Source organism: Rubrivivax gelatinosus, from assembly GCF_016583785.1.
Classification (GTDB): Bacteria; Pseudomonadota; Gammaproteobacteria; order Burkholderiales; family Burkholderiaceae_C; genus Rubrivivax; species Rubrivivax gelatinosus_B.
The window spans coordinates 1-18,865 of record NZ_NRRU01000096.1 but is presented as its reverse complement, the minus strand read 5'-3'; the positions used below and the strand labels follow the sequence as shown (position 1 = coordinate 18,865).

Sequence of the window (18,865 nt, the reverse complement as noted above, 5' to 3'; positions counted from 1 at the left end):
CTGCCGACCCGGCTGTCGACGCCGACCTCGCCGCCCATCAGCGCTGCCAGGCGCCGCGTGATCGCCAGGCCCAGCCCGGTGCCGCCGAAGCGCCGCGCCATCGAGGCATCGGCCTGGACGAAGGCGGTGAAGAGCTGGTCGAGCTGCGCCGGTTCGATGCCGATGCCGGTGTCGGTGACGGCGAAGCTCAGCTTCACCCGGTCGGCCTCGCGTGCGAGCAGTTGCACCGAGATGCCGACGCTGCCGTGATCGGTGAACTTGACGGCGTTGCTGAGCAGGTTCAGCAGCGCCTGCGCGAGCCGCATCGCGTCGCCGCGCAGCGCGTCGGGCGCATCGCCGGTGTCGACCTGCAGCGCCAGGGCCTTGGTCGCGGCGCGGTCGGCGACCTGCCCGGCGCAGCCGGCGACGAGCTCGCGCAGCGAGAAGTCCTGCTCGTGCAGCTCGAGCTTGCCGGCCTCGATCTTGGACAGGTCCAGGATGTCGTTGAGCAGCGCCAGCAGGTGCTGGGCAGCGGCGTCGACACGCGCCAGGCGCTCGGCGGTGACGGGGTCGCGCGCGTCGCGCCGCATCAGGTGGGTGAAGCCGAGCACCGCGTTCAGCGGCGTGCGGATCTCGTGGCTCATGTTCGCCAGGAAGGCGCTCTTGGCCTGGTTGGCGGCGTCGGCCTGGGCGCGTGCGGCCTCGAGTTCGGCGGTGCGGCTGGCGACCAGCATCTCGAGGTGGTGGCGGTGGCCGTCGAGCTCGCGCTCCAGGCGCCGGCGCTCGGTGACGTCCTCGTTGACCGCGACATAGTGCGTGATGCGGCCGTCGTCCTGGCGCAGCGGCGTGACCACGGCCGACTCGACGAACTCGCTGCCGTCCTTGCGCTGGTTGACGAACTCGCCGCGCCAGGTCTCGCCGGCCTGCAGCGTGTGCCACAGCGACTCGATCGTCGCCGCCGGCGTGCTCGCCGAATGCACCAGCGCGGGCGTGTTGCCGATGACCTCCTCGCGCGTGTAGCCGGTCTGCTGCAGAAAGGCCTGGTTGACGTAGTCGATGCGGCCTTCGGCGTCCGTGATCAGGATGCTGCTGGAACTCTGCTCGACCGCCAGCGAGAGTTCGCGCAGGCTGGCGTTGGCGGTCTCGGCGCGGGCACGCGCGGCGAGGGCCTCCTCCATCAGGCGCTGGGTCTCGATCTGGCTGCGGCGCAGCGCGTCTTCGGTGGCGCGGCGGCGGGCGGCGGCGTCGTCGAGCAGGCGGCGCACGGCGACGATCTCGGTCACGGCGCTGTCGGCTTCCGGGCTGCCGGCCGGCGCGGCGAGCGAGGCGACGTCACGGCCCAGGCGGCGCCCGGCGAGCGTGCCGCCGAGCACGCCGATCAGCGTCGCGCCGACGACACCGGCGACCAGCGGCAAGGCCTCGGCGAGCACGGCGTCGCGCATCACCTGCGAGGGCATCAGCACCACCGCCGACCACGGCGCCTGCTGCAGCTCGGCCCGGTGCAGCGCGCCCGAGCCCTGGCCGATCGCTTGGCCGCGGCGCGCGACGACGGCGCCGGCGCCGTCACGCAGCTCGAGCGACCAGCCCGCGGGCAGCGCCAGCCGTTCCAGCAGCGGCTGGAACAGGCGCGCTTCGATCGTGCTGAGCAATACACGCGGCGGGGCCTCGCCAGACAGCGGCAGCGGCGCCGCCACCACCAGCAGCGGCAGCCCGGCGATCGGGCCGCGGAACAGGTCGCTGACCACGGGCCGGTCTTCGCGCAGCGCCACCGCGGCCGCCTCCATCGCCGCCGGCGGCAGTGGTGGCTGCTCGACCTCGCCCGGCAGGCGGCTGTTCATCAGCACGCGGCCGTCGGCGTCAGCCAGCAGCACGTGGCTGCCGAAACCCTGGGCGTAACTCTCTCCCAGCCGCCGCAGCGCGGCCGCGCGGGCACCGGGTTCGGCGCTGCGCGCCATCATCACCAGGCCGGCGCTGCGCGACTCGAGCAACTGGTCCGACAGCAGCGCCAGGCGCGCGACGATGCGCTCGCCAGACAGATGGCGCTGCTCCAGGCCGGACTGCACGCGGTAGTAGGCCAGCCCGCCGCCGAGCAGCAGCATCGGGCCGACGCACAGCCAGATCAGGCGGCGCAGGTAGACCCGCAGCGGCAGCACGGCCCGCGCAGCCGGGACGACAGCGGGTTCGGCGAAGGCGTTGTCGCTCGACATGGGTTGGGGCTACGGCCCATCATAGGCAACCCGTGCAGCGGCGCCGCCCCGGCGCATCCCGTAGCTGCAAAAAACGCACCCCCCCGAGTGAACGACCTGATTCCGCTGCCTCCGTCCTTCGTCGCGATCTACCAGCCGCCGGGCAGCCAGCGCCCGCAACTGCCGCTGCGCGAGATCGCCGAACGCCACGACCTGTGCGAGGACATGGCGCAGATGCTGGCCGAGCCGGCGCGCACGCTGCCGCTGGCGCTGGGCATCACCGAAGCCGACGTGCTGGCGCGCATGGCCGGTGTCGCCGGTGCCGACGACACCGGACTGTCGCCGGCGGAAGCCGTCTGGGTCGTGCGCCGGCTGGCCGAGGTGCTGGGCTGGCCCGACCCCGGCGCCGATCAGCCGGCGCGCAGCGGCGCCAGCGCCTCGTCGTAGAGCGCGAGGTAGTCGCGCGCCGGGCCCACCCAGGAGTGCTGCTGGGCCATGGCCCGCGCGCGCAGCCGCGCCCACAGCGCCGGCTGGCGCCGCGCCTCGAGCGCGCGCTGCACCGCGTGCGCAAAAGCCTGCGGCGTCGCGGCGTCGAAGACGAAGCCGGTGGCACGGTCCTCGGCGACCGCGGCCGGGCTGGCGTCGACGACGGTGTCGGCCAGGCCGCCGACGCGGCGCACGATCGGCAGCGTGCCGTAGCGCAGGCCGTAGAGCTGGGTCAGGCCGCAGGGCTCGAAACGCGAGGGCACGGCGATCGCGTCGGCGCCGGCGATCAGGCGGTGGGCGCGGGCCTCGTCGTAGCCGGTGAAGACCTGCACCCGGCCCGGATGCTCGGCCTGGGCGGCGCGGAACGCCGCTTCGAGCGCGGCGTCGCCGGTGCCCTGGATCGCGAACTGCACACCCTGCCCCAGCAGTTCGGGCAGCGCGGCCAGCACCAGATCCAGCCCCTTCTGCGAGGTCAGGCGCGAGACGATGGTGACGACGAGCGCGGCGTCGTCGACGTCCAGCCCGGCCTCGGCCTGCAGCGCGCGCCGGCACACGGCTTTGCCGTCGGTCCGGTCGGCGTCGAAGCTGGCGGCGATCGCGGCGTCGGTCGCCGGGTCCCAGATGTCGACGTCGATGCCGTTCAAAATGCCGCGCACCTGCGACGCACGCGAGCGGATGACGCCGTCCAGGCCGCAGCCGAACTCCAGCGTCGCGATCTCGCGGGCGTAGTTCGGGCTCACCGTGGTCACGCGGTCGGAAAACTTCAGCCCGGCCTTCATGAAGCTGAGCTGGCCGTGGTACTCGAGCCCGGCCGGGGACATCAGGCGCGAGGCCAGCCCCAGCGGCGCCCAGTCGTGCATCGGGAACAGGCCCTGGTAGGCCAGGTTGTGCACCGTGTAGACCGAGGCCGCGGGCGTGGCCGCGTGGTCGGCGATGTAGGCGCAGCTCATCGCCGCATGCCAGTCGTGCGCGTGCACGACGTCGGGCGCCCATTGCGGGTCGGCGTCGGCGGCAGCCAGGTGCGCGGCGATCCAGCCCAGCAGCGCAAAACGCTGCAGGTTGTCGGGCCACTCCTCGCCGCGTGCGTTCTGGTAGGGGCTGCCGCCGCGCTGGTAGAGATAGGGCGCGTCGATGACGTAGGCGACGAGGCCGTCACCCGGCAGCCGCGCGCGCAGCAGGCGCACGCGCAGGGCGCCGAAGCAGGCGCCGATGTCGATCACGCAGCGTGCGCCGCTGACACCGTCGAGGATCGCCGGCAAGCCCGGCAGCAGCAGGCGCACGTCGGCGCCCTGCTCGGCCTGCGCCACCGGCAGCGCCGCGACGACATCGGCCAGGCCGCCGGTCTTGACCAGCGGGAAGACCTCGGCGGCGACGTGCAGCACCTTCATCTTGGACATCGGGTTCTGGTTCATTGCAGCGCGCGCAGCATCTCCCGCGTGACGAGCACGATGCCCGACTCGGTACGGAAGAAGCGCGCGGCGTCGGCGGCGGGATCCTCGCCGATGACCATGCCGTCGGGGATCACGCAGTCGCGGTCGACGACGACGCGCGTGACACGGGCGTGGCGCCCGATCTGCGCGCCCGGCAGCAGCACCGCCCAGTTGACCGCGGCGTAGGAGTGCACACGCACCTGCGAGAACAGCACCGAGCGGTAGACCGCGCCCGAGACGATGCAGCCGCCCGAGACCATGGACTCGATCGCCAGGCCGCGGCGGTCGTCCTGGTTGTGCACGAACTTGGCCGGCGGCAACTGCGGCTGGTAGGTCCAGATCGGCCAGTTGGTGTCGTACAGGTTGAGCAGCGGGTCGGTGGCCGTGAGGTCGATGTTGGCGTCCCAGTAGGCGTCGATCGTGCCGACGTCGCGCCAGTACGGGCCGGTGCCGGCACGCGTGCCGACGCAGCTCAGTTCGAACGGATGCGCCACCGCGACGCCGGCGCGCACCATCTTGGGGATGATGTCCTTGCCGAAGTCGTGGCTCGAGTTCGGGTCGGCCATGTCGCGTTCGAGCTCGCGGTACAGGTAGCGCGCGTTGAAGATGTAGATGCCCATGCTCGCCAGCGCACGGTCGGGCTTGCCCGGCAGCGCCGGCGGGTCGGCCGGCTTCTCGACGAAGTCGAGGATGCGGCGCGTCTCGTCGATGTGCATCACGCCGAAGGCGGTGGCGTCCATGCGCGGCACCTCGATGCAGCCGACGGTGCACTCGCGGCCCTGGGCCACGTGGTCGGCCAGCATCAGCGCGTAGTTCTGCTTGTAGACGTGGTCGCCGGCCAGGACGACCACGTAGTCCGCCTTGTACGCCGCCAGGATGTCCTGGTTCTGGTAGACCGCGTCGGCCGTGCCGCGGTACCAGCTCTCCTCGTCGACACGCTGCTGCGCCGGCAGCAGGTCGACGAACTCGTTCATCTCCGACTTCAGGAAGGCCCAGCCACGCTGCAGGTGGCGCAGCAGGCTGTGGCTCTTGTACTGGGTGATGACGCCGATGCGTCGGATGCCGGAGTTCAGGCAGTTGGACAGCGCGAAATCGACGATCCGGAACTTGCCGCCGAAGTAAACCGCCGGCTTGGCGCGGTTGTCGGTCAGGTTCTTCAGCCGCGTGCCGCGCCCTCCCGCGAGCACCAGCGCGATCGAGCGGCGCGGAAGGTCGAAGCTGGATGCGGGATCGATGGGTTTCATGTCTGTCTCCTGGCCGGTAGGACGTTCGTTCGAAGCAACGGAATTACAGGAGCCGCACGCATCCGAACCCGCGGTGCTGCCGGTCGCAGCGCCGCGCGGAATCGCGTAATGGCGGGAATTGGGTGGGCCAAACGACTGTCGCGCCGGCAATTGCAGGCGATCGCATGGCTAGAATCGTTGCAGTACACCGCATGCAGACCAGCATTTTCTGTAGTTTTACTACAGACGGATTCAGGTCCTCGGCGCTGAAGCACGGATGGCGGCTCCCGGAGCGGGGGCGTCGACGGCACGGCGCATGCATCGGTGCCGGCCACCGGCCCCGTGTTCGCCCAACCGCTGCAGACCGCCATGAATACCTCGACTGCCGCCCTGACCGCCCCGGACCGATTCGAGGCCCAGGTCGACCGCCATCTGTTGTCCACCGTCGGTGTCGCGCCGGCCGACGCGACTCACTCCGACATCATGCATGCCGTCGCGCAAGTGGCACGAGAGGCATTGTCTCGCCGCTGGGTGGATGCGGATGCGACAGATCGCAAAGCGCGTGCCCGCCGCGTTTGTTACCTGTCAATGGAATTCCTCATCGGCCGCACGCTGGGTAACGCATTGGCAGCGATCGGCATGGACGGCGAGGCCGCCGCGGCGGCGCGCCAGCATGCCGCGACGCTGGAGGACGTGGCCTCGACCGAACTCGACGCCGCGCTGGGCAACGGCGGCCTGGGCCGGCTGGCCGCGTGTTTCCTCGACTCGATGGCGACACTCGGTCTGCCTTCCTTCGGCTACGGCATCCGCTACGAATACGGCATGTTCGCGCAGGCGATCGCCGGCGGGCGTCAGGTCGAACACCCGGACCCCTGGGTTGAAGACGGCACGCCCTGGGAGTTCCCGCGCCAGGCGGTGTCCTACCCGGTACGGTTCGGCGGCTGGGTCGAACACCCCGAGTCGCCGGCCGCGGCACCGGTGTGGCGCCACGCCGGCGAGGTCAGCGCCAAGGCCTACGACATGGTGATCCCCGGCCACGGCACGCGCCGCGTCAGCACGCTGCGGCTGTGGAAGGCGGTGGCACCGGCGCAGATCGACCTGCACGCCTTCAACAGCGGCGACTACCAGCGCGCCGCCGAGTACAAGAACCAGTTCGAGAACATCTCCTGGGTTCTCTACCCGAACGACAGCACGCCCGCCGGCCGCGAACTGCGCCTGCGCCAGGAGTTCTTCTTCACCAGCGCGTCGATCCAGGACATCGTCGCGCGCCATCTGGCCGAACACGGCCGCCTGGACAACCTCGCCGAGCAGGTGGCGATCCACCTCAACGACACGCATCCGGCGATCGGTGTCGCCGAGCTGATGCGCCTGCTCATCGACGAGCAGCACATGGCCTGGGCCGAAGCCTGGGCGCTGACGCAGCGCGTCTTCAGCTACACCAACCACACGCTGATGCCCGAGGCGCTGGAGACCTGGCCGGTGGCGCTGATCCAGCACGTGCTGCCGCGCCACCTCGAGATCATCTTCCGCATCAACCACGAATTTCTGGCGCTGGCGGCCAAGCGGCGCCCGGGCGACGACGCCTTCCTGCGCCGGCTGTCGCTGATCGATGAGAGCGGCGAGCGCCGCGTGCGCATGGCCAACCTGGCGATCGTCGGCAGCCACAAGGTCAACGGCGTCTCGGCGCTGCACTCGGAGCTGCTGGTCAAGACCATCTTCGCCGACTTCGCGCTGCTCTGGCCCGAGCGTTTCATCAACATCACCAACGGCGTGACGCCGCGGCGCTGGCTGGCGCAGGCCAACCCGGGCCTGGCCGGGCTGCTGGACCGCACGATCGGCAGCGACTGGCGGCTGCACCTGGAGCAGCTGGCCAAGCTGGCGCCGCACGCCGGGGACGCGGCCTTCCGGCGCGAGTTCCTTGCCGTCAAGCATGCGAACAAGGTGCGGCTGGCGGACCACATCCGCACCGCCACGCAGGTCGTCGTCGACCCCGAGAGCCTGTTCGACGTGCAGGTCAAGCGCATCCACGAGTACAAGCGCCAGCTGCTCAACGTGCTGCACCTCGTCGCCCGCTACCAGGCGATGCTGGCCGAGCCCGACGCCGACTGGGTACCGCGCACCGCGATCTTCGCCGGCAAGGCGGCGTCGAGCTACGCGATGGCCAAGAACATCATCCGGCTGATCAACGACGTCGGCGCGGTCGTCAACCACGACGCCCGGCTGCGCGGCCGGCTCAAGGTCGTCTTCGTGCCCAACTACGGCGTCTCGGTGGCCGAGATCATCATGCCCGGGGCCGACGTCTCCGAGCAGATCTCGACCGCCGGCACCGAGGCATCGGGCACCGGCAACATGAAGCTGGCGATGAACGGCGCGCTCACCGTCGGCACCGACGACGGCGCCAACATCGAGATCCGCCAGAACGTCGGCGACGACAACATCTTCATCTTCGGCCTGAAGACGCCCGAAGTCGCCGCCACGCGCGCCGCCGGCTACCAGCCGCTGCGCATCTACGAGCAGAATGCGCGGCTGAAGGCGGTGCTCGACGCGATCGCCGGCGGCAGCTTCTCGCACGACGAGCCGGCGCGCTACCGGGGTCTGGTCGACTCGCTGCTGTGGGGCGGCGACCACTATCTGCTGCTCGCCGACTTCGATGCCTACTGCGCCGCCCAGTCGCAGGTCGATGCGCTGTATCGTGACCGGGACGCCTGGGCACGCAAGGCGATCGCGAACGTCGCCGGCATGGGCTCGTTCTCGTCGGACCGCACGATCGCCGAATACGCTCGCGAGGTCTGGAAGTTGCAGCCCGGGCGCTAGACCGTCACCGAAGGGCGCGATGATCGCCCGGTCCCAACGAAGTCCCGCCAGAGGAGAAAGCGCTTGATGCTCGAGTCCCACGTCGTCGACCTGGTCTGCAGCGGGCGCCACGGCGACCCGTTCTCGGTGCTCGGGCCGCACGCCGACGAAAGCGGTACCCACTGGGTCCGGGCCTTCCTGCCGGGTGCGGCGGCGGTCGAAGTACTCGGTGTCAAGGGCGGACGGCGCGGCAAGCTCGCGCTGCGCCACCCCGACGGTTTCTTCGAAGGCAAGCTGCGCAACGGCGGCACCTACCGGCTCGGCGTCACCTGGCACGACGGCAGCAGCTCGGTGCTCGAGGACCCGTACCGCTTCGGCGCCGTGCTCGGCGAGATGGACGTCTGGCTGCTCGGCGAAGGCTCGCACCTGCGGCCCTTCGAGGTGCTGGGCGCGACGCCGCGCACCTTCGACGACGTCGCCGGCACCGCCTTCGCGGTCTGGGCGCCGAACGCCGAACGGGTCTCGGTCGTCGGCGACTTCAACTTCTGGGACGGCCGCCGGCATCCGATGCGGTTGCGGCGCGAATGCGGCGTCTGGGAGCTGTTCCTGCCTGGCGTCGGCGCCGGCGCGCGCTACAAGTTCGAGGTGCTCTCGCGTTCGGGCGAACTGCTGCCGCTGAAGGCCGACCCGTATGCGCGCCAGTCCGAGCTGCGCCCGGCCACCGCCAGCGTCGTCGCCCACATGCCGCTGCCGGTGGCGCCGTCGGCGCTGCGCCAGCACGCCAACGCGCTCGACGCACCGCTCACGATCTACGAGGTGCACCTGGGCAGCTGGCGGCGCAGGCCCGAGGACGGCAACCGCTGGCTGAACTGGGACGAACTCGCCGACACGCTGGTGCCCTATGCCCAGGACATGGGCTTCACCCACCTGGAGCTGCTGCCGGTCAGCGAACACCCGTTCGACGGCTCCTGGGGCTACCAGCCGCTGGGCATGTACGCGCCGACCTCGCGCTTCGGCGACGCCGCGGGCTTCCGCCGTTTCGTCGAGCGTGCCCACGAAGCCGGCGTCGGCGTGCTGCTGGACTGGGTGCCGGCGCACTTCCCCGGCGACGCCCACGGCCTGGCCAACTTCGACGGCACCCACCTCTACGAGTACGCCGACCCGCGCGAAGGTTTCCACAACGACTGGAACTCGCTGATCTACAACTACGGCCGCACCGAGGTCCGCAACTTCCTCGTCGGCAGCGCGCTGTACTGGCTGGAGCGTTTCGGCGTCGACGGCCTGCGTGTCGACGCGGTGGCCTCGATGCTCTACCGCGACTACAGCCGCAAGGCCGGCGAGTGGATCCCGAACGTGCACGGCGGGCGCGAGAACCTCGAGGCGATCTCCTTCGTCAAGCGCACCAACGAGGTCATCGGCAACGAACGCGCGCAGGCGATCACGATCGCCGAGGAGTCGACCGCCTTCCCCTCGGTGTCGCGCCCGACCTACGCCGGCGGCCTGGGTTTCCACTTCAAGTGGAACATGGGCTGGATGCACGACACGCTGCAGTACATGGCGCGCGACCCGGTGCACCGGCGCTTCCACCACGGCGAGATGACCTTCGGGCTGATCTACGCCTTCCACGAGAACTTCATCCTGCCGCTCTCGCACGACGAGGTCGTGCACGGCAAAGGCTCGCTGCTGGGCAAGATGCCGGGCGACCGCTGGCAGCAGTTCGCCAACCTGCGCGCCTACTACGGCTTCATGTGGGGCCACCCGGGCAAGAAGCTGATCTTCATGGGTTGCGAGTTCGCCCAGGAGCGCGAGTGGAACCACGACGAGAGCCTGGACTGGCACCTGCTCGGCGACGAACACCACGCCGGCATGCAGCGCCTGGTGCGTGACCTGAACCGCCTGTACCGCAGCAGCCCGGCGCTCTTCAGCCGCGACTTCAGCGGCGACGGCTTCGAGTGGATCTGCCACGACGACGCCGACCAGAGCATCCTCAGCTTCGTGCGCCACGGCCGCGACGGCCAGATGATGCTGGTGGTCGCCAACTTCACGCCCGTCGTGCACCACGGCTTCCGCGTCGGCGTGCCGGCTGCGGGGCGCTGGATCGAACGCCTGAACACCGACTCCGGCTACTACGGCGGCAGCAACGCCGGCACGCCCTTCGGCGCGGCGCACAGCGAGCCGCATCCCTGGCAGGGGCGGGCGCAGTCGATCTCGATCACCGTGCCGCCGCTGGCCACGGTGTTCTTCGAATGGACCGCCTGAGCGGCATGCTCCAGACCGGCCGCGCCTGGCCGATGGGCGCGAGCTGGGACGGCAGCGGCGTCAACTTCGCCGTCTTCTCCGCCCACGCCACGGCCGTCGAACTCTGTCTCTTCGACGCCGAAGGCACGCACGAGATCGCACGCGCGGCACTGCCGGCGCAAAGCGGCGACATCTGGCACGGCTACCTGCCCGGTGCCAAGCCCGGGCTGATCTACGGCCTGCGCGCCCACGGCCCCTGGCGCCCCGAACGCGGCCACCGCTTCAACCCGCACAAGCTGCTGCTGGACCCCTGGGCGCGCGAGATCGTCGGCAGCTTCGACTGGAGCGGCCCGCACTTCGCTGCCGACCGCGAGCACCCGCTGGACCTGGACCTGCGCGACAACGCGCGCCAGGCGCTGAAGGCGCGTGTCGTGCACGACCACTTCGACTGGCACGGCGACGTGCACCCGCGCACGCCGCTGGCCGACAGCGTGATCTACGAGCTGCACGTCAAGGGCTTCACGCGCCTGATGCCCGGCGTGCCCGAGGCGCTGCGCGGCAGCTATGCCGGCCTGGCCTGCGACGCCGCCATCGCCCACCTGCGGCGCCTGGGCGTCACCGCGGTCGAGCTGCTGCCGGTGCACCAGCGCCTGGACGAGCAGCGCCTGGCCAGCTTCGGCCTGACGAACTACTGGGGCTACAACACCATCGGCTTCTTCAGCCCCGAGCCGCGTTACGCCGCGACCGGGCAGCCGCGCGAGGAGTTCCGCACGATGGTCCGGCGGCTGCACGCCGCCGGCATCGAAGTCATCCTCGACGTCGTCTTCAACCACACCGCCGAAAGCGACGAGCGCGGGCCGACGATCAGCTGGCGCGGGCTGGACAACGTCAGCTGGTACCGGCTGCCGGTCGAGCAGCGCTCGGCCTACGAGAACATCACCGGAACCGGCAACGCGCTGGACCTGCGCCACCCGCGCGTGCTGCAGATGGTGCTCGACAGCCTGCGCTACTGGACGCAGACGATGCACGTCGACGGCTTCCGCTTCGACCTGGCGCCGGTGCTGGCGCGCGGCGACTGGAGCTTCGAGGCCGGCGGCGCCTTCTTCAAGGCCTTGGCGCAGGATCCGCTGCTCGCCGGCGTCAAGCTGATCGCCGAGCCCTGGGACATCGGCCCGGGCGGCTACCAGCTCGGCCACTTCCCCAGCGGCTGGCTCGAGTGGAACGACCGCTTCCGCGATTGCGCGCGCGCCTTCTGGCTCGGCGGCGACTGCACGCGCGGCGAACTCGCGCTGCGCATTGCCGGCTCGTCCGACATCTTCCAGGCCCGGCGCCGGCCGCCGACCGAGTCGGTCAACTACGCCGTTTCGCACGACGGCTTCACCCTCGCCGACCTCGTCTCCTACGACTTCCGCCACAACGAGGCCAACCTCGAAGGCAACCGCGACGGCCACGGGCACAACCTCAGCTGGAACTGCGGCGTCGAAGGGCCGAGCGACGACCCCGACGTGCTGCGCCTGCGCCAACGGCTGCAGCGTGCGCTGCTGGCGACCGTGCTGCTGTCGCAAGGCACGCCGATGCTGGCCGCCGGCGACGAGCTCGGCCACAGCCAGAACGGCAACAACAACCCCTACTGCCAGGACAACGAGACCACCTGGATCGACTGGAGCCGCGCCGACGAGTCGCTGATCGCCTTCACCGCGCACGTGATCGCCTTGCGCCGCCGCTTCCTGCCGCTGGCACAGCGCTGGTACACCGGGCTGCAGGACATGCGCGGCCGCCACGACCTGAGCTGGCTGCGCCGCGACGGCCAGACGATGACGCTGGCCGATTGGAACGACCGCGTCTCGCGTGTGCTCGGCGCCTACATCTGCGCCCCGGGACGCACCGACACGCCGCTGCTGCTGCTGGTCAACGCGGTCGACGCCGACACGGGCTTTCGGCTGCCACCCGGCGACTGGTGCGCCGAACTCGACACCGCCGAGGCCGACGGCCGCAGCAACTGGCGCGGCAGCGGCGTCGACTTCCCGCTGCGTGCGCGCAGCCTCGTGCTGCTGCGCAACGCCGCGGCCAACTGATGCGGAGGACCCGATGCGCCTTCCCCGATCGAGCGGCGTCCTCCTGCATCCCAGTTCGCTGCCCGGCCCGCACGGCTCGGGCGACCTCGGCTCCGCCGCCTACCACTTCGTCGACTGGCTGGCCAGCGCCGGCCAGCGCCTGTGGCAGGTTCTGCCGCTGGGCGGCACGGGACCTGGCAACTCGCCCTACATGAGCCCGTCGGCGTTCGCCGGCAACCCGCTGCTGATCGACCTCGGCGAGCTGCACACGCTGGGCTGGCTGGACAGCGCCGACCTGGAGCCGACGCCGGGTCTGCGCCCGACACACGTCGACTACACCGCCGTCACCGGCTTTCGCCTGCAGCGCCTGGCGCGCGCCGCCGCGCGTTTTGCCGCCGGCGCCGACGACGAGCAGCGCGCCGCCTTCGACGCCTTCTGCGCCGAACACGCCAGCTGGCTCGACGACTACGCGCTGTTCATGGCGCTCAGCGAGGCCCACGAAGGCGTCGACTGGTGCGACTGGGCGCCGGGGCTGGCGCTGCGCCGCGACGGCGCGCTCGCGGCCGCGCGCCGCAGCCACGCCGACCGCATCGCCTTCTGGCGCTTCAACCAGTGGTGTTTCTGGCGCCAGTGGACGCAGCTGCGCGCCTACGCCGCGCGCAAGGGGGTGAAGATCGTCGGCGACGCGCCGATCTTCATCGCCCACCACAGCGCCGACGTCTGGGCGCACCCGGAGCTGTTCCAGCTCGACGGCGAAGGCCGGCCGACGGTGGTCGCCGGCGTGCCGCCCGACTTCTTCAGCGCCGAAGGCCAGCGCTGGGGCAACCCGCTGTACCGCTGGAGCGCGCATGCGGCCCAGGGCTACGCCTGGTGGGTCGAGCGCATCCGCCACAGCCTGCAGCTCGTCGACCTGCTGCGCATCGACCACTTCCGCGGTTTCGCCGCGCACTGGGAGATCCCGGCCGCGGAGCCGACGGCGGTCAACGGCCGCTGGATGCCAGGCCCCGGCGCGGCGCTGTTCGAGGCGCTGCAGCAGGCCCTGGGCGAACTGCCGCTGCTGGCCGAGGACCTGGGCGTGATCACGCCCGACGTCGAGGCGCTGCGCCAGCGTTTCGGCCTGCCCGGCATGCGCATCCTGCAGTTCGCCTTCGGCGGCGACGCCGCCAACCGCTACCTGCCGCACAACCACGAACACGACAGCGTCGTCTATGGCGGCACCCACGACAACGACACCGCCGCCGGCTGGTGGGCATCGGCCGGCGACGCCGAGCGCCATTTCGCGCGCGGCTACTTCGGCGTCGACGGCCACGACATGCCCTGGACGCTGATCCGCGCCGCCTGCATGAGCGTCGCCGACACCGCCGTGCACCCGATGCAGGACGTGCTCTGCCTGGGCGGTGAACACCGCATGAACCGCCCCGGCCAGCACGATGGCTGCTGGCAGTGGCGCTTCCAGTGGAACGACGTGCACCCCTGGCATGCGCGCCGGCTGCTCGAGTTCTGCCGCCTCTACGGCCGCCTGGCCGCGGCCTGAGCGGCACGCTGCGATCGGCCACGAAAAAGGGCGCCCGAGGGCGCCCTTCGTGTCAGGCCCGGGACGGGCTTCAGCGCACCACGGCGATCTGTTCGCGCTTGCCACCCTTGTAGGTGTAGAGCGTCAGCGCGCCGTTCTTGATGTCGCCCTTCTCGTCGAAGGCGATGGTGCCGGTCACGCCTTCGTAGCCGCTGGTCTTGGCCAGCACCGGCAGGTACTTGGCCGGGTCGGCGGAGCCGGCCTTGACCATCGCGGCGGCCATCACCATCGTCGCGTCGTAGACGTACGGGGCGTAGATCTGGACGTCGGCGTTGAACTTCTTCTTGAAGTCGGCCTTGAACTTGTCGAGCTTGACCTTGCCCGGGCCGTCGACACCGCCGGCTTCGGCGCAGTAGACCTGGTCATCGGCCATCGTGCCGGCCGCCAGCTTGGGCAGCTCGCTCGAGCAGATGCCGTCGCCGCCCATGAACTTGGCGACCACGCCCAGCTGCTTCATCTGGCGCAGCATCGGGCCGGCCACGGCGTCCATGCCGCCGAAGAAGATGATGTCCGGCTTCTTCGACTTCACGCCGGTCAGGATGGCGGTGAAGTCGGTGGCCTTGTCGTTGGTGAATTCGCGCGCGACGACGTTGCCGCCGGCGGCCTTGACGCCCTTGGCGAACTCTTCGGCGACACCCTGGCCGTAGGCGGTGCGGTCGTCGATGACGGCGACGGTCTTGCCCTTCAGTTGGGCAACGGCGTACTTGCCCAGCGTGCCGCCCAGGTGCACGTCGTCGGCGACGACGCGGAACGCGGTCTTGTAGCCGTTACGGGTGTACTTGGGGTTGGTCGCCGACGGGCTGATCTGCGGAATGCCGGCGTCGTTGTAGATCTTCGAGGCCGGGATCGTGGTGCCGGAGTTCAGGTGGCCGATGACGCCGTTGACCTTGCTGTCGACCAGCTTCTGAGCGGCAGCCGTGCCTTGCTTCGGATCGGCCGCATCGTCTTCGGCCAGCAGTTCCCACTTGACCTTCTTGCCGGCGATCGTCACGCCCTTGGCGTTGAGCTCGTCGATGGCCATGCGGGCGCCGTTCTCGTTGTCCTTGCCCAGGTGAGCGATGCCACCGCTGGTCGGGCCGACGTGGCCGATCTTCACGACCGCGTCCTGGGCGTAAGCGGCGCCAGTCAGCAGGATGGCAGCCGCGCCGACGACCACATTGAGCTTGAATTGCATACTGGAGAACCTCCGGTGAGGGGTGTCGATTCGCTTCGACAGTAAGGGTATGAGAATTTCAACAATACCTGAAAAGCCACCCCACCAGCACTGTGACTGCCCGCGGATGGAAAGCGGCTATTCGGTGCGGCAGCAACGCAACAGCCGTGCCCTGCGAATACAGGGAAATCTCTTAGGAGTTCGCAGCCGAATGGTGCGTAGGCAGCAAACCGTGCGCCTTCCAGGTGCGCCAGCGCTCGCGCGCCGCACCGGCTTCGTCAGGTGTGTCAGCAACGATTTCGATCACGCGCGAAAAACGTGCGGCGTCCTCGGGCACCGGGGCACCGAGGTTCACGAGGATGGTCGGCGACTCCGGCGGCGCGGGGCCGTCGACCAGCCAGATCGGCGTGCGCGCGGCCTGGTCGGACGCGGCGTTGGCTGCGCTCACGCGCAGGTGCGGGACGAAGTCCCGTTCGTCGAAAGTCCAGAGTGCGCGGTCCAGGGCCGCCAGCGTCGGCCCGGGCGCGGTGACGAGCACACGCGCGCCCTGGCGGCAGGCCTTGCGCAGCATCCGGCAGGCGAAGCCCAGCGGCTCCGCGATGCCGGTGTGGAACACGACCTCGGCCACGGCGCGGCCCCGGTCCCTCAGCGCGCGGCGCGCTGCAGCAGGAAGTGCGTCAGCAGCGGCACCGGACGGCCGGTCGCGCCCTTGGCGGCACCCGACTTCCAGGCCGTGCCGGCGATGTCCAGGTGCGCCCAGCGCTGCTTGGCGGTGAAGCGCTTGAGGAACATCGCCGCGGTGATCGAGCCGCCGGCGCGCGGGCCGACGTTGCCCATGTCGGCGAAGTTGCTCTTCAGGCCTTCGTCGTACTCCTCGTCCAGCGGCAGGCGCCAGGCGGGGTCGAGCGCGGCTTCGCCGGCGGCCAGCAGTTCGGCGGCGAGCGCGTCGTCGGGGCTGAAGAGGCCCGAGCGGTGGTGGCCGAGCGCGATCACGCAGGCGCCGGTCAGCGTCGCGACGTCGACGATGGCCGCGGGCTTGAAGCGCTCGGCGTAGGTCAGCGCGTCGCACAGGATCAGCCGGCCTTCGGCGTCGGTGTTCAGGATCTCGATCGTCTGGCCCGACAGGCTGGTGACGACGTCGCCCGGCTTGACCGCGCGGCCGCTGGGCAGGTTCTCGCACGCCGGCACGATGGCGACGACGTTGAGCTTCAGGCCCAGTTCGGCGACGGCGCGCATCGTGCCCAGCACGCTGGCGGCACCGCCCATGTCGAACTTCATCTCGTCCATCTCGGCGCCGGGTTTCAGCGAAATGCCGCCGGAGTCGAAAGTGATGCCCTTGCCGACCAGCACCACCGGCGCCTCGGCCTTGGCCGCACCCTGCCAGCGCGCGACGATGAACTTCAGCGGCTCGTCCGAACCCTGGGCGACGGCGAGGAAGGAGCCCATGCCCAGCTTCTCGACGTCCTTGCGCTCCAGAACCTCGACCTTCAGGCCGTGTTCCTTGCCCAGCGACTTGGCGGTCTGGGCGAGATAGGTCGGCGTGCAGTAGTTGCCCGGGCGGTTGGCGCACTCGCGCGCCAGTTCGACGCCGGCGGCGATCGCACGGCCGACACGCAGGCCTTCACCGACGGCATCGGCCTCGGCCTTGGAGCAGACCAGCGTCACCGACGCCAGCTTGGGCGCGGCCGGCGCACTGGGCTTGGTCGCGCGGTAGAGGTACAGGCTCTCGGCGACGGCGGCGACGACCGCTTCGCCGTGGCCGGCGTCCAGCGCCTCGAAACCGACGGCGGCGATCGCCAGGTCCTTCGTGCCGCCGCTCTTGAGCGCGGCGACGCCGGCGGCGACCGCCTTGCGCAGCGCCTTGGCCGACACGGCCTCGCCGGCGGCGACCACGGCCAGGCGTGCGGCCTTCAGGCCCGGCACACGGTGGGCGTAGAACACATGCCCCGGCTTGAAGACGAAATCGCCGGCTTCGACGGCGCTGTCCAGCACGGCCGCAAAAGGCTTGGGCAGCCCCTGCGGCAGCGACGCGCCGGCAAGCACGACCAGCAGTGCATCGGCGCTCACGCCGCCCCACCCTGCCGAGCCTGCGACCTGCGTCTTGAAGTCCATAATTACCCCCATTCAGAAGAGCCGCGGATGTTATTCGATTCAACTGTGCGTCGCGAACTGGCGCGGACCTTCGGCGCGACGCTCGTCGTCATCCTGACCATCGTGCTGACGATGTTCCTGATCCGCACCATCGGTCAGGCCGCCAGCGGGGTCATCGCGCCGCAGGACGTCGTGCTGCTGCTGGGTTATGTCGCGCTCGGCCACCTGCCGACGATGCTGACGCTGTCGCTGTTCGTCGCCATCGTCGTCACGCTGGGGCGCATGTACCGCGACAGCGAGATGGCGATCTGGTTTTCCAGCGGCGTCGGCCTGGCGCGTTTCGTGCGCCCGGTGCTGCGCACCAGCTGGCCGGTGCTGCTGGTCATCGCCGCGCTGCTGCTCTTCGTCTGGCCCTGGGGCAACCGCAACAGCCTGGAGCTGCGCCAGCGCTACGAACAGCGTTCGGACCTGTCGCGCGTGACGCCGGGCGTGTTCCAGACCTCCAGCGACGGCAGCCGCGTGTTCTTCATCGAACGCGACCGCCGCGAAGGCGCCGACGCACGCAACGTCTTCATCGTCGCCCAGACCGGCGAGACCGAGACCGTCACCTCGGCGCACAGCGGCCGCCTCGAGAACGACGGCGGCGACCGCCACCTGGTGCTCGAACGCGGCCAGCGCAACGACGTCGACCTGAAGACCGGCGAGAAGGCGCAGTCCAGCTTCGAGACCTACCGCGTGCTCGTCGACGAGAAACGTGCCCGCGACGCCGAACGCCAGCCGCCCAAGGCGATGGACACGCTGGCGCTGATCGCCGATCCGTCGCGGCCCAACCAGGGTGAACTCGTCTGGCGCTTCGGCCTGCTCACCGGCGCCGGCAACATGCTGCTGCTGGGCATAGGCCTGGCCGCCGCCAACCCGCGGCGCGCGAGCAACTGGAACCTGCTGCTGGCGCTGCTGGGCTTCGTCGTCTACTTCAACCTGATCAACCTGTCGCAGGCCTGGGTGGCCAGCGGCCGTGCCAGCCTGGGCGGCGCGCTCGTCGGCGTGCACGGCACGGCCTTCGTCGTCGCCGTCGTGCTGCTGTGGTGGCGCGACCATGCCGCGGTCGCGTCCTGGCGCCGCCGTCGCGGAGCCGCCGCATGAGAACCGTCCGCCGCCTGCTCTACCGCGACATCGTCGCCTCGGTCTTCTTCGTCGCGCTCGCCTTCCTGTCGCTGTTCTTCTTCATCGACCTGGTCGAGAAACTGGACAACGTCGGCCGCGCCGGGCGCACCACCGGTGTCGCGGTGCTGGCCGCGCTGCTCGAGCTGCCGAGCCACTTCTACGAGCTGATGCCGATCGCGGTGCTGATCGGCACCATCTACTCGCTGGCGCGGCTGGCGCAGTCTTCCGAGTTCACGATCCTGCGCACCGGCGGCCTGGGCCCGGGGCGCGCGCTGTCGCTGCTGGCGGTGCTGGGCGTGGTCTTCGCCGCCATCACCTTCGTCGTCGGCGACTACGTCGTGCCGGCGGCCGAACGCCAGGCCGTGGCGGTCAAGACCCTCGCCGCGGGCGGCCTGCGCGTCGGCGGGCGCACCGGCGCCTGGCTGAAGGAAAAGCGCATGACGCCGCAAGGCGAGCGCAACTACTCGATCAACCTCGCCGGCACGACGCGCCACG

Annotated in this window: 13 protein-coding genes; 7 read left to right on the top strand and 6 right to left on the bottom strand. The window is 70.5% G+C overall.

The features are described from left to right. A partial coding sequence (locus tag CKO43_RS20495) for a hybrid sensor histidine kinase/response regulator (protein WP_200379778.1) occupies positions 1–2,186 on the bottom strand: 2,186 nt, incomplete at its 3' end. Between the two features lie 87 nt (positions 2,187–2,273). Between CKO43_RS20495 and CKO43_RS20490 the strand changes: the two genes are divergently transcribed. Next, positions 2,274–2,612 (top strand): ATPase with chaperone activity, encoded by a 339-nt coding sequence (locus CKO43_RS20490; protein WP_200230718.1) that lies wholly within the window; start codon positions 2,274–2,276, stop codon positions 2,610–2,612. On the opposite strand, the gene glgA is transcribed toward CKO43_RS20490, so the two are convergent. Then, entirely contained in the window at positions 2,576–4,039 is a 1,464-nt protein-coding gene (gene glgA, locus CKO43_RS20485; RefSeq protein WP_200379779.1) for a glycogen synthase GlgA, read from the bottom strand. The genes CKO43_RS20490 and glgA overlap by 37 nt on opposite strands. 20 nt (positions 4,040–4,059) lie before the next feature. After that, positions 4,060–5,325, bottom strand: a complete 1,266-nt coding sequence (gene glgC / locus CKO43_RS20480; protein WP_200230716.1) for a glucose-1-phosphate adenylyltransferase — start codon at positions 5,323–5,325, stop codon at positions 4,060–4,062. 348 nt (positions 5,326–5,673) lie between these two features. Here glgC and CKO43_RS20475 point away from each other — a divergent pair, with 348 nt between their 5' ends. From CKO43_RS20475 to malQ, 4 genes are all read left to right on the top strand, one after another. Next, positions 5,674–8,118: a glycogen/starch/alpha-glucan phosphorylase gene (locus CKO43_RS20475; RefSeq protein ID WP_200379777.1), complete on the top strand. Its 2,445-nt coding sequence runs from the start codon at positions 5,674–5,676 to the stop codon at positions 8,116–8,118. A 66-nt stretch (positions 8,119–8,184) separates the two neighbouring features. Next, positions 8,185–10,356: a 1,4-alpha-glucan branching protein GlgB gene (glgB, locus tag CKO43_RS20470; RefSeq protein WP_200230714.1), complete on the top strand. Its 2,172-nt coding sequence runs from the start codon at positions 8,185–8,187 to the stop codon at positions 10,354–10,356. Then, the gene (gene glgX / locus CKO43_RS20465; RefSeq protein ID WP_200230713.1) at positions 10,344–12,410 is read left to right on the top strand and encodes a glycogen debranching protein GlgX; all 2,067 of its coding nucleotides are present in this window, start codon (positions 10,344–10,346) and stop codon (positions 12,408–12,410) included. The genes glgB and glgX overlap by 13 nt, the downstream gene beginning before the upstream one ends. Before the next feature lie 13 nt (positions 12,411–12,423). Then, entirely contained in the window at positions 12,424–13,923 is a 1,500-nt protein-coding gene (malQ, locus tag CKO43_RS20460) for a 4-alpha-glucanotransferase (protein ID WP_200230712.1), read from the top strand. A 70-nt stretch (positions 13,924–13,993) separates the two neighbouring features. On the opposite strand, the gene CKO43_RS20455 is transcribed toward malQ, so the two are convergent. The 3 genes from CKO43_RS20455 to CKO43_RS20445 form a co-directional block, all read right to left on the bottom strand. Next, positions 13,994–15,136, bottom strand: a complete 1,143-nt coding sequence (locus CKO43_RS20455; RefSeq protein ID WP_200230711.1) for a branched-chain amino acid ABC transporter substrate-binding protein — start codon at positions 15,134–15,136, stop codon at positions 13,994–13,996. A 172-nt stretch (positions 15,137–15,308) separates the two neighbouring features. Then, positions 15,309–15,743 (bottom strand): DNA polymerase III subunit chi, encoded by a 435-nt coding sequence (locus tag CKO43_RS20450; RefSeq protein ID WP_200230710.1) that lies wholly within the window; start codon positions 15,741–15,743, stop codon positions 15,309–15,311. A 17-nt stretch (positions 15,744–15,760) separates the two neighbouring features. Beyond that, the gene (locus tag CKO43_RS20445; protein ID WP_200230708.1) at positions 15,761–17,227 is read right to left on the bottom strand and encodes a leucyl aminopeptidase; all 1,467 of its coding nucleotides are present in this window, start codon (positions 17,225–17,227) and stop codon (positions 15,761–15,763) included. 27 nt (positions 17,228–17,254) lie between these two features. On the opposite strand from CKO43_RS20445, the gene lptF reads away from it, so the two are divergent. Beyond that, on the top strand, positions 17,255–18,349 hold the full coding sequence (gene lptF / locus CKO43_RS20440) for an LPS export ABC transporter permease LptF (protein WP_200230706.1): 1,095 nt from the start codon (positions 17,255–17,257) through the stop codon (positions 18,347–18,349). After that, positions 18,346–18,865: LptF/LptG family permease (locus tag CKO43_RS20435; protein WP_200379776.1), on the top strand; the 520-nt coding region annotated here is incomplete at its 3' end. The genes lptF and CKO43_RS20435, both read left to right, overlap by 4 nt.